Origin of the sequence: Bacillus sp. 1735sda2 (genome assembly GCF_024159245.1) — a bacterium.
In the GTDB taxonomy this organism is placed as follows: Bacteria; Bacillota; Bacilli; order Bacillales; family Bacillaceae; genus Bacillus; species Bacillus pumilus_O.
Window position 1 is genome coordinate 2746713 of record NZ_JAMYWZ010000001.1, and the last position, 26149, is coordinate 2772861.

The 26149-nt window shown below is 41.8% G+C and carries 27 protein-coding genes and 1 other annotated feature; of the genes, 2 read left to right on the forward strand and 25 right to left on the reverse strand.

Translation table 11 applies throughout. The features are described from left to right. Positions 1–63: 63 nt before the first annotated feature. Positions 64–468 (forward strand): hypothetical protein, encoded by a 405-nt coding sequence (locus tag NKR21_RS14305; protein WP_003216690.1) that lies wholly within the window; start codon positions 64–66, stop codon positions 466–468. A 17-nt stretch (positions 469–485) separates the two neighbouring features. Here NKR21_RS14305 and NKR21_RS14310 read toward each other — a convergent pair whose 3' ends face one another. The 8 genes from NKR21_RS14310 to NKR21_RS14345 form a co-directional block, all read right to left on the reverse strand. Next, positions 486–752: a DUF1294 domain-containing protein gene (locus NKR21_RS14310; RefSeq protein ID WP_144455570.1), complete on the reverse strand. Its 267-nt coding sequence runs from the start codon at positions 750–752 to the stop codon at positions 486–488. A gap of 63 nt (positions 753–815) precedes the next feature. Continuing rightward, positions 816–1175, reverse strand: a complete 360-nt coding sequence (gene rplT / locus NKR21_RS14315; RefSeq protein ID WP_003216409.1) for a 50S ribosomal protein L20 — start codon at positions 1173–1175, stop codon at positions 816–818. A 31-nt stretch (positions 1176–1206) separates the two neighbouring features. Further along, a complete protein-coding gene (gene rpmI / locus NKR21_RS14320) occupies positions 1207–1407 on the reverse strand; it encodes a 50S ribosomal protein L35 (RefSeq protein WP_003216324.1) in 201 nt (66 codons plus the stop codon). Between the two features lie 24 nt (positions 1408–1431). After that, positions 1432–1947: a translation initiation factor IF-3 gene (infC, locus tag NKR21_RS14325; RefSeq protein ID WP_024718649.1), complete on the reverse strand. Its 516-nt coding sequence runs from the start codon at positions 1945–1947 to the stop codon at positions 1432–1434. A gap of 71 nt (positions 1948–2018) precedes the next feature. After that, positions 2019–2150 (reverse strand) — a sequence feature (ribosomal protein L20 leader region). Between the two features lie 129 nt (positions 2151–2279). After that, on the reverse strand, positions 2280–2975 hold the full coding sequence (gene lrgB / locus NKR21_RS14330) for an antiholin-like protein LrgB (protein WP_186299619.1): 696 nt from the start codon (positions 2973–2975) through the stop codon (positions 2280–2282). A gap of 14 nt (positions 2976–2989) precedes the next feature. Beyond that, a complete protein-coding gene (gene lrgA, locus NKR21_RS14335) occupies positions 2990–3433 on the reverse strand; it encodes an antiholin-like murein hydrolase modulator LrgA (RefSeq protein WP_012010841.1) in 444 nt (147 codons plus the stop codon). A 136-nt stretch (positions 3434–3569) separates the two neighbouring features. Continuing rightward, on the reverse strand, positions 3570–4307 hold the full coding sequence (locus NKR21_RS14340; protein WP_044139936.1) for a LytR/AlgR family response regulator transcription factor: 738 nt from the start codon (positions 4305–4307) through the stop codon (positions 3570–3572). After that, the gene (locus tag NKR21_RS14345) at positions 4304–6061 is read right to left on the reverse strand and encodes a sensor histidine kinase (RefSeq protein ID WP_012010843.1); all 1758 of its coding nucleotides are present in this window, start codon (positions 6059–6061) and stop codon (positions 4304–4306) included. Before NKR21_RS14345 ends, NKR21_RS14340 begins: the two co-directional genes overlap by 4 nt. Before the next feature lie 175 nt (positions 6062–6236). On the opposite strand from NKR21_RS14345, the gene NKR21_RS14350 reads away from it, so the two are divergent. Further along, positions 6237–7016 (forward strand): HAD family hydrolase, encoded by a 780-nt coding sequence (locus NKR21_RS14350; RefSeq protein ID WP_012010844.1) that lies wholly within the window; start codon positions 6237–6239, stop codon positions 7014–7016. A gap of 58 nt (positions 7017–7074) precedes the next feature. Here the strand turns inward: NKR21_RS14350 and NKR21_RS14355 are convergent, their stop codons facing one another. The 17 genes from NKR21_RS14355 to mdh all read right to left on the reverse strand — a co-directional run bounded on the left by NKR21_RS14355 (position 7075) and on the right by mdh (position 26134). Beyond that, entirely contained in the window at positions 7075–7995 is a 921-nt protein-coding gene (locus tag NKR21_RS14355) for a methyl-accepting chemotaxis protein (RefSeq protein WP_144455568.1), read from the reverse strand. A gap of 168 nt (positions 7996–8163) precedes the next feature. Next, positions 8164–10104, reverse strand: coding sequence for a threonine--tRNA ligase (thrS, locus tag NKR21_RS14360; protein WP_012010846.1), 1941 nt, complete (start codon positions 10102–10104; stop codon positions 8164–8166). Between the two features lie 336 nt (positions 10105–10440). Next, positions 10441–11310, reverse strand: a complete 870-nt coding sequence (gene ytxC, locus NKR21_RS14365; RefSeq protein ID WP_012010847.1) for a putative sporulation protein YtxC — start codon at positions 11308–11310, stop codon at positions 10441–10443. 60 nt (positions 11311–11370) lie between these two features. Next, on the reverse strand, positions 11371–12009 hold the full coding sequence (locus NKR21_RS14370) for a TVP38/TMEM64 family protein (RefSeq protein WP_144455566.1): 639 nt from the start codon (positions 12007–12009) through the stop codon (positions 11371–11373). Positions 12010–12042: 33 nt separating this feature from the next. Then, positions 12043–12972 carry a primosomal protein DnaI gene (gene dnaI / locus NKR21_RS14375; protein ID WP_144455564.1) on the reverse strand — a complete coding sequence of 310 codons (930 nt, stop codon included), beginning with the start codon at positions 12970–12972 and terminating at the stop codon, positions 12043–12045. 17 nt (positions 12973–12989) lie between these two features. Further along, entirely contained in the window at positions 12990–14414 is a 1425-nt protein-coding gene (dnaB, locus tag NKR21_RS14380) for a replicative helicase loading/DNA remodeling protein DnaB (RefSeq protein ID WP_012010850.1), read from the reverse strand. Positions 14415–14516: 102 nt separating this feature from the next. After that, on the reverse strand, positions 14517–14975 hold the full coding sequence (gene nrdR, locus NKR21_RS14385; RefSeq protein ID WP_003216720.1) for a transcriptional regulator NrdR: 459 nt from the start codon (positions 14973–14975) through the stop codon (positions 14517–14519). 4 nt (positions 14976–14979) lie between these two features. After that, positions 14980–15366, reverse strand: coding sequence for a hypothetical protein (locus NKR21_RS14390; RefSeq protein ID WP_012010851.1), 387 nt, complete (start codon positions 15364–15366; stop codon positions 14980–14982). Positions 15367–15552: 186 nt separating this feature from the next. After that, positions 15553–15933 (reverse strand): adenosylmethionine decarboxylase, encoded by a 381-nt coding sequence (speD, locus tag NKR21_RS14395; protein ID WP_003216492.1) that lies wholly within the window; start codon positions 15931–15933, stop codon positions 15553–15555. Between the two features lie 234 nt (positions 15934–16167). Continuing rightward, entirely contained in the window at positions 16168–17190 is a 1023-nt protein-coding gene (locus NKR21_RS14400) for a glyceraldehyde-3-phosphate dehydrogenase (RefSeq protein WP_012010853.1), read from the reverse strand. Positions 17191–17362: 172 nt separating this feature from the next. Then, the gene (gene coaE / locus NKR21_RS14405; protein WP_012010854.1) at positions 17363–17968 is read right to left on the reverse strand and encodes a dephospho-CoA kinase; all 606 of its coding nucleotides are present in this window, start codon (positions 17966–17968) and stop codon (positions 17363–17365) included. Positions 17969–17982: 14 nt separating this feature from the next. Then, positions 17983–18615, reverse strand: a complete 633-nt coding sequence (gene ytaF / locus NKR21_RS14410; RefSeq protein WP_003216274.1) for a sporulation membrane protein YtaF — start codon at positions 18613–18615, stop codon at positions 17983–17985. A gap of 176 nt (positions 18616–18791) precedes the next feature. Next, positions 18792–19622, reverse strand: coding sequence for a DNA-formamidopyrimidine glycosylase (gene mutM / locus NKR21_RS14415; RefSeq protein ID WP_144455562.1), 831 nt, complete (start codon positions 19620–19622; stop codon positions 18792–18794). 28 nt (positions 19623–19650) lie between these two features. Next, the gene (gene polA, locus NKR21_RS14420; protein ID WP_119125210.1) at positions 19651–22290 is read right to left on the reverse strand and encodes a DNA polymerase I; all 2640 of its coding nucleotides are present in this window, start codon (positions 22288–22290) and stop codon (positions 19651–19653) included. Positions 22291–22544: 254 nt separating this feature from the next. Continuing rightward, positions 22545–24287, reverse strand: a complete 1743-nt coding sequence (gene pnpS, locus NKR21_RS14425; RefSeq protein WP_144455560.1) for a two-component system histidine kinase PnpS — start codon at positions 24285–24287, stop codon at positions 22545–22547. Further along, on the reverse strand, positions 24280–25008 hold the full coding sequence (locus tag NKR21_RS14430) for a response regulator transcription factor (RefSeq protein WP_012010858.1): 729 nt from the start codon (positions 25006–25008) through the stop codon (positions 24280–24282). Before NKR21_RS14430 ends, pnpS begins: the two co-directional genes overlap by 8 nt. Positions 25009–25195: 187 nt before the next feature. After that, positions 25196–26134, reverse strand: a complete 939-nt coding sequence (gene mdh, locus NKR21_RS14435) for a malate dehydrogenase (protein ID WP_007501693.1) — start codon at positions 26132–26134, stop codon at positions 25196–25198. Between the last annotated feature and the right edge of the window lie 15 nt (positions 26135–26149).

A 26149-nucleotide genomic window follows, 5' to 3' on the forward strand; every position in this document is an offset into this window, starting at 1 on the left:
TGAAACCTTTTGGCCTTTTCATTCGTAGTACATCAGATAACGGTATTGGAGGTGCATCCTGTCATGTTTGTAATCCTCATTAGACTAGCTCTTGTTGCACTGCTTGTCTACATCTTCTACATGGCGGTAAAATTCTTCTCAAATCCGAGAAGAAAGCTGAAACAAGCACAATTAAAAGAAGGCTTTTATTTTATGGACGAACAACAAAATGCACGTAAAAATTTTAATTTCGTCTATAAAGGTGTCTTGTTTGAAGGGGAGAAGCATGTTCCTTCTAAGGATCATCCTCTGTTTGTCCACTCCATTTACGTTTGGACGGAGTCACCTGAGAAGCTAAGTGAATTTACATTAGAAGACTTTGAAAAATTGGAGGAAAACATTATCGAACGTTATCCTCAAACAAAAATTGATTGGGATCAGCCCATTAAAAAAATCAAACAAAAGAAAGGAGCAGATACGCCGTCTTGATGGCGTCTGCTCCTTTTTCAGATGAACTTGATATATCCTAATATGATCAACTGCACCATGATTAACACGGGCATGCCAATTTGAAAGGCAGGATGCTTTGTTTTATGACGGAAATACTGCATCCCTACATACGATCCAGCAGCCCCAAAAAGCACGGCAGCACTCCATAAGTGCGCCTCTGAAATTCTCCATTTATGCGCTTTTGCCCGGCGCTTGTCCTCTCCCATAAGAAAGAAACCATAGCCATTTACCAAGATGAGCAGCACAATTAACGCGATATTCATTTATTTCACCTCACATGATGAGCAAAAAAGATCATCCCTCGACGGAATGATCTTTTATATGACTTACTTGTCTAGTTGTGCTTTTGCAGCATCAGCAAGCTGATTGAATGCACTTAGGTCATTCACAGCAAGGTCAGCAAGCATTTTGCGGTTTACTTCGATACCAGAAAGCTTTAGGCCATGCATTAAACGGCTGTAAGAAAGACCGTTCATGCGAGCTGCAGCATTGATACGAGTGATCCATAGTTTACGGAAGTCACGTTTTTTCTGACGACGGTCACGGAAAGCGTAGTTTCCAGATTTCATCACCTGTTGGTTTGCTACTTTATATAATCTATGTTTTGAACCGAAATAACCTTTTGCTAATTTAAGAACCTTTTTACGACGCTGACGCGACACAGTTCCGCCTTTTACTCTTGGCATTGTAATTCCCTCCTATGATTCCTATTCCAGATTACTTGATGTTTGCAAGTTGTTGTTTGATACGTTTGAAATCTCCAGCACTTACGATTGCGCTCTTACGCAATTTACGTTTTTGCTTTGTAGATTTGTTAGCGAACAAGTGACTTGTGTACGCATGAGAACGTTTAAGTTTACCAGAACCTGTTTTTTTGAAACGTTTAGCAGATCCGCGGTGAGTTTTCATTTTTGGCATTGGATGTTTCCTCCCTCTGTTACTTTACTTTTCGACTTTTGGTGCAAGCATGAGGAACATGCTGCGTCCGTCCATCTTAGGTTTTGTTTCTACTGTTGCTACTTCAGCGCAAGCTTCAGAGAAACGGTCTAACACGCGCTGTCCGATTTCTTTATGCGTAATCGCACGGCCTTTAAAGCGGATAGAAGCTTTCACTTTATCGCCCTTTTCAAGGAATTTGATTGCATTACGGAGCTTCGTGTTAAAATCATGTTCATCGATTGTCGGGCTCAACCGAACTTCTTTTAAGCTAATGATTTTTTGATTCTTACGTGCCTCTTTTTCCTTCTTCTGCTGTTCGAATCGGAACTTACCGTAGTCCATGATTCGGCAAACAGGTGGTTTTGCATTTGCAGCAACTAACACAAGGTCAAGATTGGCTTTCGTAGCAATTTCCAGAGCTTCCTGGCGGGTTTTAATTCCCAGCTGATCGCCATTTTGTCCGATCAAACGAACTTCACGCGCACGAATACCTTCATTAACTAATTGATCTTTGCTAATAGTGAGCCACCTCCATGAGATTTTGAATTGAGTTCACAATTCATTTTGACCATTTCGTTGTATGTTTTACAGGCAAACAAAAAGTGTGGGCATATAAAACACCCACACTGCGAACATTTGCATGAAAAAATAAATGTACGGTCAACCTGTCAACTACAAACACGTGTCAATCAGGTGAGAAGCGGGTGCTTCTGCTTGTGATATCTATTCAATTCGTTAATTATTCTACACAATTTTCATTTGTCCGTCAAGTAATCGAACTCTTGAAACAACTTTTTCATTCTAGCATGATTAAACGAATAGAGCAAGGCTTTTTCAAAACAATGACGCCATCAAAGGATGAATTGCATAAAGATTGGGATGACAATGACGGTCACAACTCCTACGACCACAACGGCGATACTTGCCATGGCCGCTTCTACTTCACCCATCTCAATTCCAACAGAGACGCCAAGTGCATGTCCTGATGTACCAAGTGCAAGCCCTTTTGCCACTGGATTTTTAATTCGAAACCATTTTAAGAAGAAAGCACCTAGCGCATACACGATGACTGCATTAAATATGACCGCAAAGGCTGTGATATCTGCAATTCCGCCAATATCCTTTGAAATCGGAAGAGCAATCGCTGTCGTCGCTGCCTGTGGGAGCATACTTTTCATGACAGCTGCATCAAGATGAATTCCTTTTGCTACGACATACACAATTGTAATGGAACAAAGTGATCCTACAAAAATAGCGGATAAAATCTGCCACCAATATTTTTTAAGCAATGCACGCTGCTTATAAAGCGGAATAGCGAAAGCAATGGTCGCGGGCTCTAAGAAAAACTTGATAATCTTGCCGCCCTCATTATAATCTGCATAGGAAAAACCGCCAATTTTTAAAAATAAAATACCTAACACCATGGCTACAAACAGTGGTGTGAATAAGAAGAAGCCTTTTGATTTTTTAAATAAGAATGTACCGATTCCAAAGGCGACTAATGAGACGACTATACCAAAATAAGGACTCATTGTACTTGTACCCATCCTGCATCTCTCCTTTAATGCGTACTTGAAGCTGGTTTATTAGAATGAGAAGGAGTCGATTTGCTCTCCTTTGTCTCTTTACGTTTCTGTGGTTTTTCTGATAATTGCATGAGAAGCTGTGAAAATAGCCCTGTCGCTGCAAGCAACATAATCGTTGCAATGATGATAACACCGACGACTTGCACACCTACTTCTTGCATGACACCTAGTGATTGAATAACCGAAATACCAGAGGGAACAAATAGAAAGCTAATGAGCCCTGTCAATGATGTACCTAATTGCTCCACCTGCTCCAGTTTGACGATTTTCGTTGTCAGCAAAACAAATAATAGAACTAGACCAATCACAGATGCAGGCATCGGAATGGGTAAATACATTGAAATGAGATTAGAAACGAACATTACGGTTGCAAAGATAAATGCTTGAGATAGAAATCCATATACTTTAGTGGCACTCATGCCCCTTCACCTCTTTCTTCGACTGACCTCAGTATACGGCATGAAATAAATGAATGAAGCGTTTACAATCAAACTCACCGGATTCAATGAATGAAATGCAGAAAACGAGTATTGAAATACAAATAAAAAAGCCGTCCTATTCTAGTAGGAGCGACTTCTTTAGTTCTTTGGCGTACGTACGGCTGACAGGAATAATCGATCCGTCTGTCATATGCAGATTATACGTCGAATTAAACCACGGCTGTACTTCTTTCATATGAGAGGTGTTCACGATATAGCTTCGATGAACCCTCATAAAGTAAGCCTCAGGGAGTTTCTTTTCAATGACCACAAGCGGTTCTGTGACCTCGTACATGTGATCCTTTGTTTTTACAACCTTTTTTCCCTCACTAAGCCCTACATACATGATCTCTTCTACTTGCAGAATGACAATTGAATCATCGACTGAGATGGCTAATTTTTGCTGATGGGGAATTTTCTCATCTGATAGCTGGTGGTCTTGCGTCTCAACAGACTTCCACTTTTTAAACTTTTGGATCGTTTGCAAAAGCCGCTCTTCATCAAATGGTTTTGTTAAGTAATCAAGCGCACTGACCTCAAACGCCTTTAGCGCATATTGATCAAAGGCTGTCGCAAATACAATCGCTGGCGGATCAGACATCCGGTTGAGCCTTTTGGCAATATCAAATCCATTTTCACCTGATAAATCAATGTCTAAAAAGAGCAGGTCCGGCTTATGATCCACCATCCGGTCAAAAGCTGATTCTATATTTTCTGCTTCCTCTATTTGAACATCCTCTTTCGTTCTGCGTAATAAGTATTTTAATTCGTCTCTTGCTAACACTTCATCATCTACGATTAATACGTTTATCAACGAAAATCATCCTTTTTTACATAGTCCATTGGAATGCGAAATGAGATGTCAGTGCCTTGGCTGCTATGAATGGATAGAGCTGCTTGTCTGCCAAAAATCCCTCTTAACCGCTGATCTAAATTAAAAAGAGCCGTACCTGTTCCTTCTTTTGATTCAACAGGCGCTTTTAATAACTGAGCCATCTTGTCATTCTCGATTCCTTGTCCATTATCCGTCACTTTCATATTGACATGTCCATCTTTCATCACAGCGGATACGATGACTTCACAGCTCGTTTGATGTTTAGGAAAAGCATGTCTCACTGCATTTTCAACAAGTACCTGAAGCACAAATGGCGGAATCATCACCTGCTCCAGCTCCTTTTCAATTTGAAAGGTCACGTGATATTTATTTGGAAACCTTGCTTGTTCAAGTGACAAATATGCTTCTACATGCTGTATTTCTTTATGAAGTGGGATGAGCAGCTGGCGGGCGCCTTGCAAATTGGATCGAAAATAAATACTCAGCTGAAGCAGCAACTTCCTAGCCATCTCTACATTCGTTCTACACAAAACAGAGATGGTATTAATGGCGTTAAATAAAAAGTGCGGATTCACTTGCGCTTGAAGTGCTTTGATCTCTGCATCTTTTAGCAGACGGCTTTGGGTCTCCGCCTCCCCAAGCTCAAGCTGTGTAGAAAATAGCATCGCCAAACCCTCTGCAAGCTCCTCTTCCACCCTGCTTAATCCGACCGGAGAATTGAAATACATTTTTAATGTTCCAATCGTTTGACCATTGGAGGTGAGGGGCAGCACAATCGCCGCTTGAAGCGGGCAATGCGGGACTGAACAATTGATTTCGTCTTTCGAATGTGCCTTCATAATTTTGCCGCTCATCAATACTTGTTTCGACAGCCCTGTAATGAGGCTTTTCGATGGAATATGATGATCTGTCCCATCACCAACATGCGCTAAAATCTTTTCTGTATCGGTTAAGGAGACCGCATCTGTTTCTGTTAATCGATGAATGATCTCCGCCACACTTTTACATGACTGTTCATTTAACCCTTGGCGGAAGAAAGGAAGCGTTTGATCGGCGATTGAAAATACGCGGTGTGTCTGCATCGCCTTTGCTTGCTCTTCTTGCCGAATGACTGACTGTAAGATTGATAAAAAGATAAAGCTGCCAATTCCATTCACAAAAATCATCGGCAAGGCAATAATACTCACAAGCCCCCAAGCATCAGCAAATGGCTTTGCAAATAGAAGGATAATGACCATCTGCAACGATTCCATTGCCACACCAAAAAGTGCGGCTTGGCGAGGTGTCACCATTCGATTCTTCCGCTTAAACCTACTCCCGACATAGCCTGCAATCACACCGGCTAAAATCGAAGAAATCGCACAGCTGAGTGCCGTGCTTCCTCCTAATGAATAACGGTGAATACCAGCTAAAAGCCCTGCGCCAATACCAACAAACGGCCCTCCTATTAATCCGCCCATTTCGATCCCCATGATTCTCGTATTGGCAATCGAGCTTGACGAGCCGAGATGATAGGAAAACTCATGGTTCATGACCATCTGCTGCTGGATTTCAATTCCTGTGTAATTGCTGATAATACTAAAAGAAGCAAAAATAAAGACAAGGACTGCCTTTTTTCGAAACCCTTCATTATGAAGCAATAGATTGCGAAAGCCCTTCACATGGGCAAGCACAAACCCTAAAATAACGATGATCCCGACACGCTCGATCATCATAATAATTAAATGAAGCAAACCTGCCACCTCAATTGATGTATGTATTATTTACTGTCTTTCTATTCTATCATGTGCGGTCAATGTTCAAATATCTCTCAAATCTTTTCTTTATTGCCCTCATCTTCTATTGTAAAATGAACTTGAGCCGTCACTTGCAATTGAAGGTAACACATACATAACAAGGGAGAAGATCATGAAAGCCGTATTTTTCGATTTAGATGATACTTTGCTTTGGGATGAAAAAAGCATTCATACCACTTTTCAGGAAACATGCCGCGAAGCGGAAAAGAAATATGGACTGAATCCAGAAACATTTGAACAGATTGTTCGTGAAGAAGCAAGAAAGCTGTATTCTTCCTATGAAACATATGATTATACTGTCATGATCGGAATTAATCCTTTCGAAGGCCTGTGGTCCAATTTTAGTGAACCGATTAGCGAAGGCTTTCAAAAATTGAACGCCATTGCACCAGAGTATCGCAAGAACGCTTGGACCAATGGCTTAAAAGAAGCAGGAATTGACGATGAAGCATTTGGACAATATTTGGCTGATTTCTTTGCCGCCGAGCGGAGAAAACGTCCATTTGTCTATGAAGAAACGTACCCTGTTTTAAACCGCCTGAAAGGTAACTATGAACTGCTCCTTTTAACAAACGGAGATCCTAGTCTTCAAAAAGAAAAACTGGCCGGTGTCCCTGAGCTCGCACCTTATTTTAACGAAATTGTGATTTCAGGAGATTACGGGAAAGGCAAACCCGATCCAGGTATCTTTGAGCACTGCCTTCAGCTGTTAAATCTAACAAAAGATGATGTGATCATGGTGGGAGACAATCCAAAAACAGATATTCTTGGGGCATCTCGCGTTGGTATTCAAACCGTTTGGATCAATCGACATGGCAAAAAGAATGAAACAGATGTCACGCCAGATTATGAAATCAAAGACTTACATGAATTGTTTGATATTTTAAAATAGAACAAACGAGAAAACACCCTTCTCCTAACGAGATTGGGTGTTTTTTTGTTTACTTAAACTACACAATTTCCGCTAGATTTTGCGCTTGCTTGTCTAAATTGCGGGCTGCTTCTCCTATATTGATAAATTCCTCGTTTGTCTGCTTCACAAGATCACGATTTGTAAACACCGTTGTTTTGGCACGGTTCGTTCCGCTGCTGACCTTCTCTACTTCCGCATGAATCGCCTTTACATATTGATCTACTTTGACGATCGCTTCTTTTGAATCCGTTGCAAGCTTTCGAATTTCTGCCGCCACTACACTAAAGCCATTTCCATAGGAACCTGCATGGGCCGCTTCGATCGCCGCATTTAATGCAAGGAGCTGGGTTTGTGAGGAAATGCTGTTAATCGTTGTAGCGATAGAGCTGATGGACTCTACCTGCTCTTTTAATCCTTTTAATAAGCTCATATTCTGATCTGTTTCGTTTGCTATATGATCAAAGGAGACATTGACTCTTTGGCTATGCTGGATGCCTACTTCCGCTCGCTCCGTTAATTTCGCAGACATCTCCTTTAGGTCATCTACGACCTGTTTCATCGTGTTTTCTCTCTCTGTTATGTCTGTTGCGACTTTCACTACCCCCACTACGTGTCCCTCTTCATTTCGGACAGGTGTATATGTCGCTTCAAGCCATAAGCTGTTACCATTCTTCGTCGTCCGCTGCACCTTTTCCTGAAAGACTTGCCCCTCTTTCAAACGCTTCCAAAACATCTGATAGCTTGAATGTTCTGCAATATGAGGAGGACAAAACTGTTTATGTTTTAAACCAATCATCTCTCGCGCTGAATAGCCCATGGCTTTTGCAAAAATATCATTGACCCATAGGACTTCACCTGTCACATCAAATTCAATCATCGCCAGTGAGTGTTCCAACGCCCGAAGTACTGCTGATCGCTCCAGTACTTGTAATGATAAAGTGTTTGTTGTTTGCATCATCGCTTTCATTCCCCCAATTTAACTCGAACCGATAGTACATACTTACCCATACTTTCGCACTATCTAAACGTATCATTCAAAGGACTGGATCACCAGTAGAGGATTTTCCCAAAAGAAAAAGCCAGTGATCTAAAAAGAAAGATCACTGGCTGCTTCACTTGAAAAAATTTATTTTTTCGCTTCTGCGACTGCATGTTTCACAAAGGCTTCAAGATCCATAGTTTCTGAATCTTGCTCTCCGTATTTTCTTACATTGACTGCGCCATTTTCTGCTTCTTGATCTCCGACCACTAGCATGTACGGGATCTTTTGCATTTGCGCTTCTCTAATTTTGTATCCGATTTTTTCATCACGGCTGTCAAGTTCAACACGAAGACCTTCAAGCTGCAAACGTTCTTGTACTTTTTTCGCATAGTCTAAATGGACAGACGGTGAAACTGGGATGACTTGGAATTGTACAGGTGCCAGCCAAGTTGGTAGGGCTCCTTTGTATTCTTCAATTAAGAAGGCGACAAAACGCTCCATTGTAGAAACAACACCTCTATGAATCACGACTGGACGATGGTGCTTGCCATCTTCTCCAATATATGTGAGATCGAAGCGCTCTGGAAGTAAGAAATCAAGCTGTACAGTAGACAGTGTCTCTTCTTTTCCAAGAGCTGTCTTCACTTGCACGTCAAGCTTCGGACCATAAAATGCCGCTTCGCCTTCTGCTTCATAATAGTCATGACCAAGCTCGTCCATTGCATCCTTTAGCATCGATTGTGCTTTATTCCACATCGCATCATCGTCGAAATACTTCTCAGTATCTTCTGGATCACGGTAAGATAAGCGGAATGTGTAGTCATTCAAGCCAAAGTCTTGATACACTTCTTCAATTAGGCGAACTGTACGAATGAATTCGTCTTTGATTTGATCTGGACGAACAAAGATATGGGCATCGTTTAATGTCATACCGCGAACACGCTGAAGGCCGGATAAAGCACCTGACATTTCATAGCGGTGCATTGTACCAAGCTCTGCAATACGAATTGGCAATTCGCGATAGCTATGCGGCTCGTTTTTGTAAATCATCATATGGTGCGGACAGTTCATTGGACGGAGAACAAGATCTTCGTTGTCCATTTCCATCACAGGGAACATGTCTTCTTGATAATGCGCCCAGTGCCCTGATGTTTTATACAATTCAACATTTGCAAGAACTGGTGTATACACATGCTCATAACCAAGGCGTACTTCTTTATCGACAATGTAACGCTCAATCACGCGGCGGATCGTTGCGCCTTTTGGCAGCCAAAGTGGTAGACCTTGACCTACCTTTTGAGAGTTCGCAAACAGTTTTAGCTCTTTTCCTAGTTTACGGTGATCGCGTTCTTTCGCTTCTTCAAGCAGGCGTAAGTGCTCATTTAGATCATCTTTGCTGAAGAAAGCTGTACCGTAAATACGCTGAAGCATTTGATTGTTGCTGTCACCTCTCCAGTATGCACCAGCAAGGCTTAGCAGCTTAAACTCTTTGATTTTCCCTGTTGATGGCAAGTGAATCCCGCGGCAGAGGTCAAAGAACTCACCCTGCTCATAAATCGTAACAGCTTCACCTTCTGGAATCGCTTCTAACAGCTCAAGCTTTAATTGATCACCAATCGCTTCAAAGCGTTTTTTCGCGTCTTCTCTTGAAACTTCAATTCGCTCGATTGGTAAATTGCTGTTAATGATTTTTTTCATTTCTTTTTCAATCTTTGGTAAATCTTCTGGTGTGATGGCAACATCGATGTCCACATCGTAGTAGAAGCCATTTTCAATCACAGGACCTACGCCAAACTGAACGTGATGTTCTTTTCCATACAGGCGTTTGATTGCCTGTGCTAGCAAATGAGCTGTGCTGTGGCGCATAATGTCGAGTGCTTCATCACTTTTATCTGTGATGATCTCAATTGTTCCACTTTCTAGTAGCGGCGTACGCAGATCTATTTCTTTGCCGTTCAATTTACCGGCAAGCGCTTTTTTCTTTAGGCCTGGGCTAATTGATGCCGCGATGTCTTCTGTTGTAGCTGTTTTGTCAAACTCCTTGACCGCTCCATCTGGAAATGTAAGTTGAATTTGTTCTGACATCTCTGGTCACTCCTTTTTTGGCAATATAAAAACCCCGCCCCCTGGAAAGGGACGAGGTTGAATAAAACGGAATCGTGGTTCCACCCTTTTTCCCGTATTTGCAGCTTACTTTTTCATAAGCAAACACGGCTTGTGGTTCGATAACGGGAATCCCCGTCAGCCATTACTAAAACGTTCACAGCTGATGTTCAAAGGTGGTAAAGCAAATGGTCCTCTGCTAGGAAGCTTTCAGCCTCGGCTTCCCTCTCTTTAAGCGGGTGTTCATTTGTTCATGTCCTTATCAATACGGTCTCTGTATGAAGTTACACCGTATTATAAAACGTTTTTTCGTGAAAATCAAGAAAGCTTTTCACTTTTCTGTTCCAAATGGTCATGGACAAATCGAACATGGTGTTCTTGAAATGAATGAGCCGGGAATACCTCGACCCTTTCTTGAAAAATATTTTGAATGGTTTGTACCATCGAGTGACCTGTATCATTTGTAAACAGGTCAATTTTTTGAGGCGCTATGGATACGAGTGGTGCAATCAGCTGCGAATCAATATACATTGGATGCTCTCTTACAAACTGTCTGTCTATGTATTGTTTTTGATCACGCTCAGAAGCGTACCGAAATTCCCAAATCATCAGGCGATCTTGATGCACAACATGTACTTTTTCGAGCTTCGGTTCTTTTGCCATCACATAGTCTCGAAGCGATTGAATAAAGTTTTGATATTCTTGTTCCATTTTGTATTCTTCAATGGAGACTTCAACATAGTTCTTCAGCCTCCTGTCATACTCTGACAGCCTGAATGTCATAAATGAGCCAATTGAAAAAATACCTTGATGTAAAGAAATCGTCTCAAGCTCCTTTGTTAACAGGGCTTCTCTTGATGGTTCTTGATGAATGCCGGGAATATCATCTAAATCCCCATTCATGATGCTGTGGGCGATGGAAAGAATTTGGTGCTGTTCTTCAGGATCTTTAAATAAATACGTGTTTTCAAGAATGCTGCGCATGCGCTCATTTTCTTTGCATTCCAAAAAAAAGTGAACCAGTAATGGCCGCACAATGGGCTCAAGTCCTTCTTTTGATTCCTTCGCCTCTATGAGAAGTCGGTCTTTCCCTTGTTGAATTGACATGTGATGCCGACTGTCCAAGTGTTCAGCAAGATGTAAAAAAGCGGCGGTATCATATTCATCTTCAAAGATTATTTCAAGCATGTTTGTCCCCCCTAACGACATCTGTTACATATATATGGGGAGAACATAAAAAATAGACGCCTAAAATAAATCAGGCCTCTTTCTTTTTAGAACGAGCGGAACTGAGATAAAGATGAGATAAATCAAACAAACGATTGCTAAGGCGGCATAATTGCCGCTGACAAAGCTAGAACCAAGGACATTTAAGGCCACTGTACCCGGTATTAAACCTAAAAAGGTAGCTGCCGTAAATGCACGATAATTCGCACGTGAAGCTGCTGCCGCATAGCTGACAAAGTCAAAATGGATGGGGGCAATACGCAATAACAAAATGTAAAGAAACCCATGCTCCTGAATGCGGGATGTCACCGCTCTCAGCTTCCGGCTGCTTGATTCTGTTTCCTTCTTTTTGGAACGAAAGGTTGTAGCAAGCAGGAAGGAGCCTAATGCGCCGGCGGTTGCACCGACGAGGGCATAAATCGTCCCAAGAACACTTCCGAAGGCCAAACCTGCTGCCAGCGAAAAGACCGTAAGCGGGACAAGAACAAACGGGCGAAAAAGAGATAAGAACAGAAAAACAAAGGGAGCCAGCAGTCCAAATTGTAGCACCCAATTCTTCACATCTTTCGGCGCCAGCTGAAGATGCTGTTTGTTCAGCCACCAAAGTAAAACAGCGAGACCTGTAATCACGAGAAAAAGTAGCCATTTTCTTTTGTTCATTTCATTTGCTCCTCCTTCACGTGATAGACACTTTTATAAATGACGGCGGTTTTCTCCTTCGAGCAAGACTGCCTCTGCTAAATAGAGAATCCGTTCCATTAAACGAGCAGCTTTGACCTCTTCTTTTTCCCCGCGCTGTGAGTACGTAAAGTGATGCTTCAGTTCACTTGGTGAGAAATTAGAGGAGAAGAAAGTCGGCAGCTGCTCTGCCATACGATATTGTAAAATCGTTCCAAGTAGTTCATCTCGAACCCAGCTTGTCATCGACTCAGCCCCTATATCATCAAGCATTAATATAGGAGTGGATTTGACCATGTTCAGTTTTGATTCTAATGTATGATCGGCTAACGAATTTTTTAGCTCTCTTACAAACTCAGGCACGTACACAAGGAGAGATGGATATTCCTTCTCCGCTAACTGCTGCGCAATGGCTGCCAAAATATACGTTTTTCCTACTCCAAACTTTCCGTGTAAATATAAGCCTTTTCCTTTGCCCGTCTCGTCATAGCTTTGCAGGAATTGCCCTACTTTTTGAATGACTTCCTGTCTTCCCACCACGTTCAAATCAGCAAACGTTGCTTGAAGAACATTTTGCGGAATGTACATGCTTTTCATGAGCTCTTGCTGTTTTTTCTGTCTATCGAGCCGTAGCTTGACTGGACAAGGGGAATATTCAATATCAATACTCTGACCTTTAATCACAAGCTTTGGGTGATAACCGTCTAAAATCGCATTGACGTTCTCTTCATCTAAGCAATATGAACAGCCCTTCGCCTGCTGCACATATTCAAAAAGCCGGTTCAAGCTGCGATTGATCATATCTTCGTGTATGTCTTCTTGGTGCTCCTGTAAAAAAGTTTTTACATCTTCATCAGATAACACACTTTCTTTAATCTGATTGTATCTCACACGAAAATCTACGCGCCCTTTTAGCTGATCAAATGAACGACCGATCGGTTTCATCCTCATCTCACCTCTTCTTAATGTGCATTGTACTTTTTCATATTTTTAAACTGATCTAACAGTTTTTCTTTTTCTCGTTCGAGATCTTCTGTCGATAGACTGTCTGTTTGTTCTTTTGCTGGCTGTTCTTTCGTTTCGGTTTCTTTCATCCAGTCAGGAAGCTTCTCTTCACGAACAACTTTCCCTGATCCGTATGTGCTGCGCTGCTTTTTCTGCTGCGCCCATTCTGTCATTTGCCTATTCTCTTCTTTGGCAATTTTCATGGCTGCTGCCACAGTTTTAATTTTCTTTCTCACCCAATGAGCGGCAATTTTTTGCATATATGTTTTCGACAGCTTCATATCTGTTTTCAGCAATGTATAGTAGATCAAAACATTCATGACCCCTGGCTCTAGCTGCTGCTCAAGCATAATATCCTCGACAATTCTTAAGTCAGCATACGTTGGCTCAATGCCATCAGCCATATCTTTTAGCAGTTCCCTAGGCGAAATGTGGTCAAGCTTTTCAATCAGTTTTGCATCAGGCGTATCTGCTAACGGCGACTTTGAAGCATCTTGACGCAAGTGTCTCGGCTGTTTTTGATCAATGAGTTTTGGCTGCTCGCCTCTATATTCAATTTGGTACCAGTCTCTTGCCGCTTTTCTCAATTCTTCTGTTGAGATCATTTGATCAGAACCGCAGGCGCCTGCTACAATATTTTGCATTTGAAGCGGGGTGATGCCGTATACAACGGCTAACTTCTTAATGGTTTCTTTCACCTGCTTTGTCAAAGCCTTTCTTGGAATCATCATATCAGACATACCCGCTAACAATAGATCGAAATCAAAGGAATCGTCTGAGAGCGGAGCCGGCTGACTCGATCCAACGGTCACATATTCATAGCCTTGATCAAGTGATGACGCCTGATTGATTTCTTCTGTCATCCTGCGTTCACCTGGCTGCAATACGTGAAAGACTTCTTCAAACGACCGCGAGATGTTCTTTGCCTCTGCCGGAACACCGGGATACGAGAAATAATCGCGAAGCTGCATATATTTCGCTTTCTCTACACGATGGTACAGCAGGACATTCAACATTCCATCTTGGAAAAACTCATCTGGTCTTAGCGGCGGCACAAGCTCATATGTAAACAGTCTGCCTTCTTCCGTTTCCTGTTCATATGTGCGGAGTAAACCAATCGCTTCAAGCTTTAAACGTTCCTCAAATATATCATTCAAATTCGTTTGCAGCATGACCATGAGCTGCCGATGAGGTGCGGGTTTCCCCCACATACGATTTTGTTCCAGCTCTCCCCACAGCGTCATATATAAGCTGAAAGCGGACATACCTATAAGCGGCTGATATAAAAGAGTGATGAGCTGTCTATCGATGTCACCGAGCAATGAAGCGCTTTTGACGACATATGGATCGACGGCTAGCACTTCCTTCCAATGCTCTGTCATATGCTGATCCTCCCCATGAATTGCAATTGTTTCTATTGTACACCCTTTTTGCGTTTTACGCTTTACGCAGGAAAAAGAGCGTGAAGAATCTTCAGCTCTTTTTTAGCGTTCTTTCTTTAATAAATCTTTTAATTCATCAATAAAGACGTTGATATCTTTAAACTGCCGGTAAACCGAGGCGAATCTGACGTAAGACACTTCATCAATTTTTGCCAGCTCGTCCATCACCATTTCACCTACAAGCTCACTTTTCACTTCTGACATGCCTTGATTACGCAATTCTTTTTCGATATTAAAGCAGACATCCTCCAACTGCTTTAAAGCAACAGGACGCTTTTCACACGCTTTAATGAGTCCTCTCAGCATCTTTTCGCGACTGAATTCTTCTCGAATTCCTTCTTTTTTCACCACAATCAGTGGTAATTCTTCTAATTTCTCAAACGTCGTAAAGCGATATTGGCAGCTTTCACACTCTCTTCTACGACGGATGGATTTCCCTTCATCTACTGGTCTTGAATCAAGCACCCTTGTGCCAAGGTGCTGACATGTGGGACATTTCATATCATCAGCTCCGATCTATTCTTGGAAGTTGTTTGTCTAGTTCATCATAAAGGGAAAAAATCGTTTTCGCACTATAGCCAAAATCTGTTGGCAGGGCTGTTTCTGTTGTCACATTAAAATCGACAGCTGTTTCAAAAGGACGAATTGAAATGACAGTCGCTACGAGAAAGGCTTTTTTCGGCATTGTGATATTTGCGCTCATTTCACCTCGTTCTGCTGAAACAGATGTCACTTGATAGGAAGCGTGCCTAGAAAGCATGGCTTCCAATGCTTGAAAAACTTGCGCATTCGTCGATTTGTAGTAATGGCTTTTCAGTTCTGACACTGGATGCTCGTCAGATGTTTCTGTATGATTTGACATGAACCGTTTGAACTTTTGTCCTAAAGTCATATACGTATCCCCTTTGCCATAATGCCTCTTCTTTATTTTATAAAAAAAACCTTTGTTTTCCTAGAACAAAAGTATAGGCAAGTTGGGGAATGTTGGATTTTCTCTATTAAACAAATATAAAAAGGAGCATAACACAAAGGCATGTCAATGCTTTTGGCCAGCTCCCATTGCGATCTTTTTTTATGTTTACAGTGCTTTGGCTTGTGCCTGTTTCACTTGTACAGGTCCCATGCCTCGAGGAATTTCGATGTTTTCTCTTGTTTCAGCACCTAATTCATCTCCGATATGATCTGCTGCAATATTCGGATCTAGGTCGCCGCAAGTATAAACATCTATGCTCGCATAACCATGTTCAGGAAAGCTGTGAATTGTCAGATGAGATTCAGAAATAATGACAACTCCACTTACTCCTTGAGGTGCAAATTTGTGAAAAGCAACCTCTCTTACCTCAGCTCCTGATTTCAAAGCTGCATTTACAAACGTTTTTTCAATAAAATCCATGTCGTTCAGTTTATCACAGTCGCATCCCCATAACTCGGAGATAACGTGACGTCCGATTGTTTCCATCATGGACCCCCCTTAAACAAGAATGAAAGAGTGAAGTTCTAAGCAGCCGGACCGGACATATACCACGGGGGAAAGTTAGTCCAAAGAGGTCCTAACCCTTTAAGTATACCCGAATGAGTCTGCGAACAAGAAGTTCACGAAAAATAGTATACTTTGTTTAGACCCATTTTGCAAGCTGTGTTTTCAATGGGATTTTCTCTCATTTCTTGAAAAGGGACGTTCGTCTTCTTCATTTCAAACAGCAGAAAGCTCTTTCATCTGCGATCCGACAAACTTCACAAGATCCACTACTCTGCATGAATAACCCCATTCATTGTCATACCATGCAAGAACTTTTACTTTTCTATCCCCCATCACCATCGTTGTGAGTCCATCTACGACAGCTGAATAAGGATTCGTATTAAAGTCTGTAGAAACAAGCGGCTCATCCGTGTAATCTAAGATACCGGATAAAGAAGTTTTTGATGCATTAGAGAAGGCTGCATTGACTTCTTCTGCTGTGACATCTTTTTTCAAGTCGACAACAAGATCAACCATCGATACATTGGAAACAGGCACACGAAGTGCGAGTCCATGTAATTTCCCTTTCATGTGTGGCAGCACTAAAGAAAGCGCTTTAGCAGCACCCGTCGTAGTTGGAATAATGGACTGGGCACATGCTCTTGCCCGGCGTAAATCCTTATGCGGGTTGTCGATATTTTTTTGATCATTTGTATATGCATGAACCGTTGTCATTAAACCGTTGTCGATGCCGAATTCATCATCTAACAATTTGACAACTGGTGCTAAACAGTTTGTTGTACAAGATGCGTTTGAAATAACGACGTGCTTTTCAGGATCAAGATCATCCTCATTAACGCCCATTACAATTGTAACGTCTTCATTTTTACCTGGAGCTGTAAGTACGACTTTTTTCGCTCCGGCATCTATATGGCCCATCGCTTGATCTTTTGAATTAAATTTCCCTGTTGCTTCTATGACGATATCAATCCCAAGCTCTCCCCATGGAAGCTGCTTTGGGTCTCTGTTATTGAGCAAAAGCACTCTTTTCCCATTTACAATCAGGGCGTCATCTTCTGCTATCACATCGCATTCGTAACGTCCATGATTTGTGTCATATTTAATTAAATGTGCTAGCGTTTCGGCAGGATAGCTTGCGTTCACCGCTACAATTTGAATTTGATCATCAAGCATTGCTTTTCTGAAGACCATGCGTCCAATTCTGCCAAACCCATTGATCGCTGCTTTTACCTTCATGAACAGGTCACTCCTCTATTATGTGTTATACTCAATAAATTTATTTATGAAATTAGTATATCACATTAGAATGTAATTGCCAGTATATAAACGTATATTTTCTAAAAAGGGCTGTTCTTTTCAAAGGAAATGAGAATAAAGCATAAAAAAAGAAGAGTACTTGTATGTACTCTTACTTATCTGTATGTTCCCATTCATTTAATATGTTCTGCAATTGCTTTCGAATAAAAGCAAGGTCTTGTGTATTTTCTATCACGTGGTCTGCTTTCTTACATTTTTCCTCAAGAGGCTGCTGAGAGTGAATCCGATTCAGCGCTTCCTCCTCACTAAGGTCGTTTCGATTCATGAGTCGTGATAGCTGTAATTCTGGTGTTGTATACACCACAATAATACGGTCGACGAGACTCTCCAGCTGACTCTCAAATAAAAGCGGGATATCCAGGACAACGAATGTTTCTCGGCTATTAATGCCTTCATCACGCTGCCTGAGCATTTCCTTTCGCACTTCTGGATGAACGATCGCATTTAACTGCTTTCTTTTCTCTTCATTAGAAAAAATAATGGCTCCGAGTTGCTGCCGGTCCAGCTCTCCATTTGGCAGGAGGACACCCTCACCAAAGGTTTGAACGATATGATGAAGGGCGGGTGTTCCTTTGCCGACCGCTTCTTTTGCAATCACATCTGCGTCCACAACCCGGATGCCCTGCTCTTTTATCATCTGCGAGACTGTGCTTTTTCCGCTAGCAATCCCGCCTGTTAATCCAATGACAAGCGTCAATTGATTTCCTCCTTTTACAGCTTCCAAACCCCGATTAATATGAGCAGAAGCCCTGGTAAACATGCGAGTTTATCGATCCAGCGCCAATTTGCCAAGTAATGACCGGCTCGTAGCCCGATACATACAAAAAGTGAACTCATCACTGCGACCGTGATACTCATGACAATTGGAGAAAAGCCTAGAATCGCTGCGCCAATCCCTGCGCCAAATGCATCAATGGATAAAGCAATTCCAAGAAGGACAGCTTCTATTCCATTAATCGTCCCAGATCGGTCAATATCTGCACTTGTCGGCTTTCTTAAAATGTGAATGACAAGCCCAAGCGATTGGACTTCCACATTAAGCAATGTCTTTTCATGAAGAAGCAAATCACGCTCTTTCGCTGGTTTGTAAAATTGATACAGGACCCAAAGGCCGATGGCAATTAAAATGCCTCCCCCCAGTTTATCGGTCACTGAAACAGGGAGAAATGTCGTCAGCAGGCTGCCAATCAGCATAGAAATGAGCAGCACAATCCCTGAGCAGCATGCAATAATGACGATGGCTTTAAATGGGATCCTCATTTTGCGGAGACCATACGTAAAGCCTACAGAAAAGCTGTCGATGCTAACTGCAATAGCTAAAAACAGGAGCGAAATCGAAATCATACCTGAACTCTTCCTTTCTGTTCTTGCAACGATGATCAAGAGTCTCTGGGCGTTCTTAGACTCTTCTTCACTATATGAAGAGCAGGTGGGCTGTGTGTCAGTCTACACCTTGCTGAAAAATGAATGTTTTTTATCGTATGCATTACAAAAAGGAAGCATGCTCATGGCTAAGCTGATTAAGGACGTTTTTGGCAGGTCACACAAAAGTGTGTACCGCGCCCTCCGACTACTGATTTCTCAATGATGCTTCCGCATGTTTGGCAAGGCTCTCCCCGCCGGTCATATACAAGAAGCTGCAATTGAAACGTACCAATATCTCCTTGTGAGTTGATATAAGAACGAATCGTACTTCCACCCGCATCTACCGCCACTTGAAGCGTATCGATGATCTGTTTGTGAAGCACTTTGCAGGATTCCAGGCTAAGCTGATTCGCTTTCGTTTCTGGATGAATCCCTGATTTAAACAGGACCTCATCTACATAAATGTTACCAAGCCCTACGACAATCTTTTGATCAAGCAGTGCTGTTTTGACGACGCGTGTTGTTTTTTTCAATTGCTCCCATAAATACTCAGGAGTGAACTGTTCATCAAATGGTTCATAGCCCAGCTGTGATAGCGGGAGTTCCTTTTCCTCTTCACCCGGCTGAAATAAATGCATCGTGCCAAATTTACGTACATCATGATACCGAAGCTCCGTTCCATCGGTAAACGTAAAGACGACGTGTACGTGTTTATCATAAGGCTCATGCGCTTCATGTACACGATATTTCCCTTCCATCCTTAAATGGGAGACCATCACATAATGGTCTAAATGAAAGAGGAGGAACTTCCCTCTTCTTTCAATGGTTTGTATGGTTTCTCCAACCATTCTTCTTGCGAACTCTTCCGGCTCCCCAGGACGTTTGATGATGTTTGGCCATTTGATATCGACCGTTTCAATCGTCTTTCCTTCGACTAACCGCTTGAGAGTACGCCGGACGGTTTCAACTTCTGGTAATTCCGGCATGCTCCTCGCTCCTTTTTATCTCTATGATTTATTTTGCATCGTACCAAGATGGACCTGAAGCAAAATCAACTTTTAGTGGCACATCAAGCTGAAGTGCATTTTCCATGACTTCAGGAACAATCTTTTCAAGAATGGCAATTTCTTCTTTTGGCGCTTCGAAGATCAATTCATCGTGCACCTGTAATAAAAGATTTGTTTGCAGGTTTTCTTCTTTGAGCCTTCGTGCCATATCAATCATCGCTTTTTTAATAATATCGGCTGCGCTGCCTTGGATCGGTGTGTTCATAGCTGTTCGTTCTGCAAAGCTTTTGATATTAAAATTACGGCTTGTGATGTCCGGGATATACCGTCTGCGTTTAAGAAGCGTCGTGACGTAGCCTTTTTGTTTCGCTTCCTGAACGATTTCTTCCATATAGGTTTTCACGCCTTTAAAACTTGTTAAATAGCGCTCGATAAATGCGGCTGCTTCTTTTCTTGTGATTCCAAGGTTTTGAGAAAGTCCGTAATCACTGATTCCGTATACAATACCAAAGTTTACTGCCTTGGCTTGTCTTCTCATCGCGGAAGTTACTTCTTCTTCTGAGACATGAAACACGTCCATCGCTGTTTTCGTGTGAATGTCCATGTCCCTCGTAAATGCTTCAATCAAATTCTCATCTTGTGAAATATGAGCAAGTACACGCAGTTCGATTTGTGAATAGTCTGCTGCAAACATGAGCCAGCCTTCTTTTGAAGGAACGAACGCTTGACGAATCTTCCGTCCTTCTTCTAAACGAATCGGGATGTTTTGAAGGTTTGGATCTGTGGAGCTTAATCTTCCTGTTTGCGTGAGTGCCTGGTTAAATCTTGTATGCACTTTATGAGTATCCTTACGCGTTACTTTCATTAACCCTTCTACATAGGTCGATTGCAGCTTTCCAATTTGTCTGTAGTGCAGAATGGACCGAATGATTTCATGCTTATCTTCAAGCTTTTCAAGCACATCTGCAGACGTTGAATAGCCTGTTTTTGTCTTCTTAATAATCGGGAGACCTAATTTTTCAAAAAGAATGACGCCAAGCTGTTTAGGAGAATTGATATTAAACGTTTCTCCTGCTAAACGGTGAATGGTTTCTTCATATTCTTTGAGCTTTTTCGTTAATTCTTCACCCATGTTCTCTAGGCGCTTTATATCTACCTTGACTCCAAGAGATTCCATTTCACCTAAGATGAGTGCAAGCGGAAGCTCTAAATCTTCATAGAGTTCATGTTGATCATTTTTCTCTAATGCTTCCAGTGTTAAATCATGCAAGGCTGAGATCGCCGCTGCTTTGCGTCCGAGATGTTCTTTCAGTTCATCTTCAGGTGGGATCGCCTGCTTTGCTCCTTTTCCGTATACTTTTTCATCAGAAAGAGCGATATTCAGACCATATTCCTTCGCTACACTTGCGACGTCTTCGTAAGTTTTCTGCGGGTTGACGACGTAGGAAGCGAGCAGAACATCATTGTCGACACCTTTTAGGTCAACATCATGCCATCTGAGGGCGACAACGGCTCTTTTTGAATCAAAGACCCATTTTTTCTTCGTTTCATCCTGTACCCATTCTTTAAATGCCTCTGATTGAAGCGCATCTTCTTTTGTCATAAAAAACGCACCATTTTCATTATGGATCGCAAAACCGATCAAATCCGCTTCGTGATAATTATCTCCAAGCTGTTCTACCACAAGGGCTGCATGATCTGTCAGCATCTCGCTGGTTACAGCTGTCATTTTTTTCACTTCTAATGCGTCTACTTCAACCTGTTCATCTGTTTCTGGGGCTTCTCCTAGACGCTCTAGCAGCGTTTGAAAGCCTAGTTCTTTATAAAGAGAGATCACTTGATCCATATGTGGACCTTCGTAGGCGAGATCTTTGCTGGACACATCAATAGGTGCTTCTACGAGAATGGTCGCCAGCTCTTTACTCATGACTGCTTGCTCTTTAAATTCTTCAAGCTTTTCTTTCAGTTTTTTCCCGCTCACTTCATCAATATGTTCAAGCAGGTTCTCAACTGTTTCAAACTGCTTTAACAATTTAATGGCTGTTTTTTCGCCTACACCTGGGACGCCTGGGATATTATCTGATGAATCTCCCATTAGCCCTTTCATGTCAATGATTTGATCTGGTCGCAGACCATATTTCTCTTCAATATGAGCAGGTGTGTAGTATTCGACTTCTGTGATGCCTTTTTTCGTAATAGCCACTGTCGTATGATCAGTTGAGAGCTGTGTTAAGTCTTTATCTCCTGAGAAGATTTTGACTTCAAAGCCGTCTTTTTCTGCCTCGACAGCCAATGTTCCGATAATATCATCTGCCTCATATTGAGGAAGCTCGTACCTTTTCACCTGATAGGCATCTAATAGTTCACGGATGAATGGCATTTGTTCTGATAGCTCTGGCGGGGTTTTTTGTCTTCCGCCTTTATATTCTTTAAATGTCTCGTGGCGGAAGGTTGTTTTTCCCGCATCAAATGCGACGAGCATATGGGTTGGCTTCTCGTCCTCCAGCATTTTCATTAAGATCATCGCAAAGCCATAAATAGCATTTGTATGTACGCCTTTATCATTTGATAATAGCGGCAAAGCAAAAAAGGCTCGATATGCAAGGCTGTTTCCATCCACTAACACTAATTTCTTTTTGTCTGTCATGTTTTAATCCTCCATCGGCTGAGCCATCTCAGCCGTCTCTTTCACACATTGTATCTCCATTTTATCAAAGTTTATTTTGAAAAGAAAATAGTCGAGCCTGCATAAAAAAGGGACGAAAACAACATGTGTTTTCGTCCTTCCAAAATTGGCTCCTTGGATGAAGGGGTTCCTATTCATCCTATCAATGAATGGTTAACAAAACATGAATTCATTGTAAAGATCATGTAAATTTTAACGTGACTTTCCTTTTTTCTCTATGTCGATTTCAAGCTCACTGTAAAAGTCGTTCCTTTCCCTTGTTTGCTGCGAACAGAAATGGTTCCCTCATGCGCCTCCACAAGGTGTTTGACAATGGCAAGACCAAGACCTGTACCGCCTGAATTTCTGCTTCTATCTTTATCAATTCGATAAAATCTCTCAAATATTCTTGGAATCTCACTTTTCTTCATCCCGATCCCTGTATCTGCTACATCAAATTCATAGGCACCTTTTCGCTTTCTTGCTGAAATGGTGACACTTCCTCCCTCTGGTGTATAGGTAAGAGCATTATTAACGAGATTGAGGAAGATTTGCTTTAACCTTAGCGGGTCTGCCATGACATAGACCGGTTCTTTTGGGACACGCACGTGTAATTGAATGCCTTTTTCTGTAGCCTTTTGATTTAACAGCACTTGAATCTCTTGGATGATTTCTGTCGCATTGGCTTCTTGAATATTCAGTTTGAATTGCTGCTGCTCAATTTTAGAAAGATCAAGTAAGTCTTGAATCAATGTTTCTAGACGGACACTCTCTTTTAAAATGATAGAAAGGAATTCTGTCAGTGCTTCTTTGTCATCAATCGCACCATCAAGAAGGGTTTCAGAAAATCCTTTAATCGACGTAATCGGTGTTTTTAACTCATGAGACACATTGGCGACAAAGTCTTTTCGCATCTGCTCCAGCTGCTTCGTTTCTGTGACGTCATGAAACACGAGGACAATGCCTTTCCATTCGTCGTCTGTACTTAAAATGGGTACCCCATCGACTTGGAAGTAGCGACGTTCAATGTCAACGGCTAGACGTAAAAACTTCCGCACCTTCGTTTCTGTCATGAAAATTTCGTCAATTAATTCGATAATCTCTTCATGGGTAAACGCTTCGTGATACAGCTTGTGCATGTAAATGTGCTTTTGCACCTTAAACTGCTTGCGGAAGGTTCGATTGACGAGGTGGATGTACCCCATCTTATCAATCAATATAATCCCTGCTCCAATATTTTCTATGACTGTTTGCAAACGGTCTCTCTGCATTTCACCGGCACTAGTCATTTCTTGAAGACTTCCTGCCAAACGCTTCATGGAGGTATTCAGTTCACTTGTTTCGATCATCAGCTCTTCATAATGATTCGTATCATAGTTCCCGCGTTCTAGCTGTTTGGCTACCTTTGTCGCATAATCAATTGGTTTTACATATTTCATCGACATGCGGTACCCGAAGAAAACGATGATGATAATCGCCGAGCCAAGACAAAAGGCTAAGGCAAGCCAAAGTTGGCCGTCAATTTCATTTAAAGGCTCATATGACACATGAAGAAATAAATAACCCGCTGGTTCGTTTTGTTTTAAGATCGGGGCAGCATAATGGAACAGCGCGTCTTTCTCATCATCAATGACGACCCCTTTCGTTTGGAGACGTTCATTGTTCAGTGTGTTTTGAATGACGGCCTTTTGTTCTGCTTGACCCGTTGTATGTATGATATTCCCCTTTACATCCACAATCGACGCATTCATATCAAAATGCTGCTGTGCCTGATTGAGAACCTCTTTGTTTTGCTTCACCTTTAGATCATTACCATTCATGGAAGATAGGAGAAAGCTCGATTCCTTTTCCATTCGTTCCGTTAATTTTGTTTCATAGAAAACATGGAACATGTGATCTAGGAAAAGACCAAGTGCCACAAACACAATAAAAAGGAGAAAAATGAGTCCCGAAAACAGACGGGTTCTAATTTTACTCATTTGGCTTTGGCTCCTCCAATTTGTAGCCTAAGCCGCGAATCGTTTTAATATATGTTGGTTTTTTCGTGTTCTTTTCAATTTTGTCCCGCAAGTGGCTAATATGCACATCCACAATACGAGTATCACCTGCAAAGTCATAATTCCAAACGGCACTTAGCAATAAATCACGCGTGAGGACACGTCCTTTATGCTTCGCCAAATAAAGCAGTAGTTCAAATTCTTTTGGCGTCAGTTCTAGACGTTCTTCCTGAAAATAGACTTCGTAGTGTTCTGGTAAAATGCGCAGTTCACCAATTTTGATTTGATCTGCAATGATCTCTTCCTTCTCCTCTTGTGTGGGGGCAGGCTGAGATTGCTGTGCTCTTCTCAAGATGGCTTTTACCCGAGCACCCACTTCTCTTGGACTGAATGGCTTTGTCATGTAATCATCGGCTCCAAGCTCAAGACCTAGCACCTTATCAAATTCATCGTCCTTTGCTGTCAGCATTAAAATAGGGAACATCATTTTTTGAATTCTCAGTTGTTTGCACACTTCGATGCCGTCCATTTTCGGAAGCATTAAATCTAATACAATGAGATCAGGCTGTTCACTTGCTGCTTTTTCAAGCGCTTCTTCTCCGTCTCTTGCTGTGACGACATCATAGCCCGCTCTTTCAAGGTTATAGCTTAGAAGTGTTACAATCGATTCTTCATCATCCACAACTAATATTTTTTTATTCATGTTGTGCCTCCAATTAGTGATTTCCCCTGCATCCGTTTTTTTGTATCTTATGTGAAAAGCGAGAAGTCATGCTTTCTCTTTCATTTTAACGAAAGCTTAACAAGAGAACAATTTAAAATTTCGACAAGATTTGTTTTGTAAACAAAAAGAAGACTCCTCATACGAGAAGCCTTCTTTTTTATTCATATTAAGACAATACTTTCATGACATTCTTAACAGATTCAACAGAACGGTCAAGCTGACTTCTTTCTTCTTCTGTCAGCTCAAGCTCGATGATCTGCTCAAGGCCGTTTCCACCTACGATTGTTGGTACACCTAGGTAAATGCCTTCGTAGCCATATTCACCTTCAAGGTAAGCAATCGTTGGCATGACGCGGCGCTGATCTTTAAGGATCGCCTCAACCATTTCGACTAGTGAAGCAGCAGGAGCATAATAGGCACTACCGTTACCTAATAGGTTTACGATTTCGCCGCCACCTTTTCTTGTTCTTTCAACAATTGCATCAATTCGCTCTTTAGGAATCAATGTTTCAAGCGGGATACCGCCTGCATAAGAGTAACGAACAAGAGGAACCATGTCATCACCATGTCCACCAAGTACAAAGCCCGTCACGTCTTTAACAGATAGGTTTAATTCTTGAGCAACGAACGTGCGGAAACGTGCTGTATCAAGAATACCCGATTGTCCAATGACTTTTTCCTTTGGTAATCCTGATTCTTTATAAACTGCATACGTCATTGCATCAACAGGGTTTGTTAATACAACAATGATCGCTTCTGGAGAATATTTAACGATTTCGCGTGTCACACTACGCATGATTTTTTCATTTGTTGACACAAGATCGTCACGGCTCATTCCCGGCTTTCTTGCAATTCCCGCCGTAATGACCACAACATCAGAACCGGCTGTATCTTCGTAGTTAGAAGTTCCTGTAATGTTTGCATCGAAGCCTTGAACTGGACTTGCTTCCAGCATATCAAGTGCTTTCCCTTTTGTTGGGTTCTCAAGCTGCGGGATATCGACTAATACGACGTCCGCTAATTCTTTTTGAGCCGTTAGAAATGCTGTAGTTGCTCCAGTAAAGCCCGCTCCGATAACAGATACTTTTTTACGCTTGTTTGCCATTTCCTTTTTCCCCTT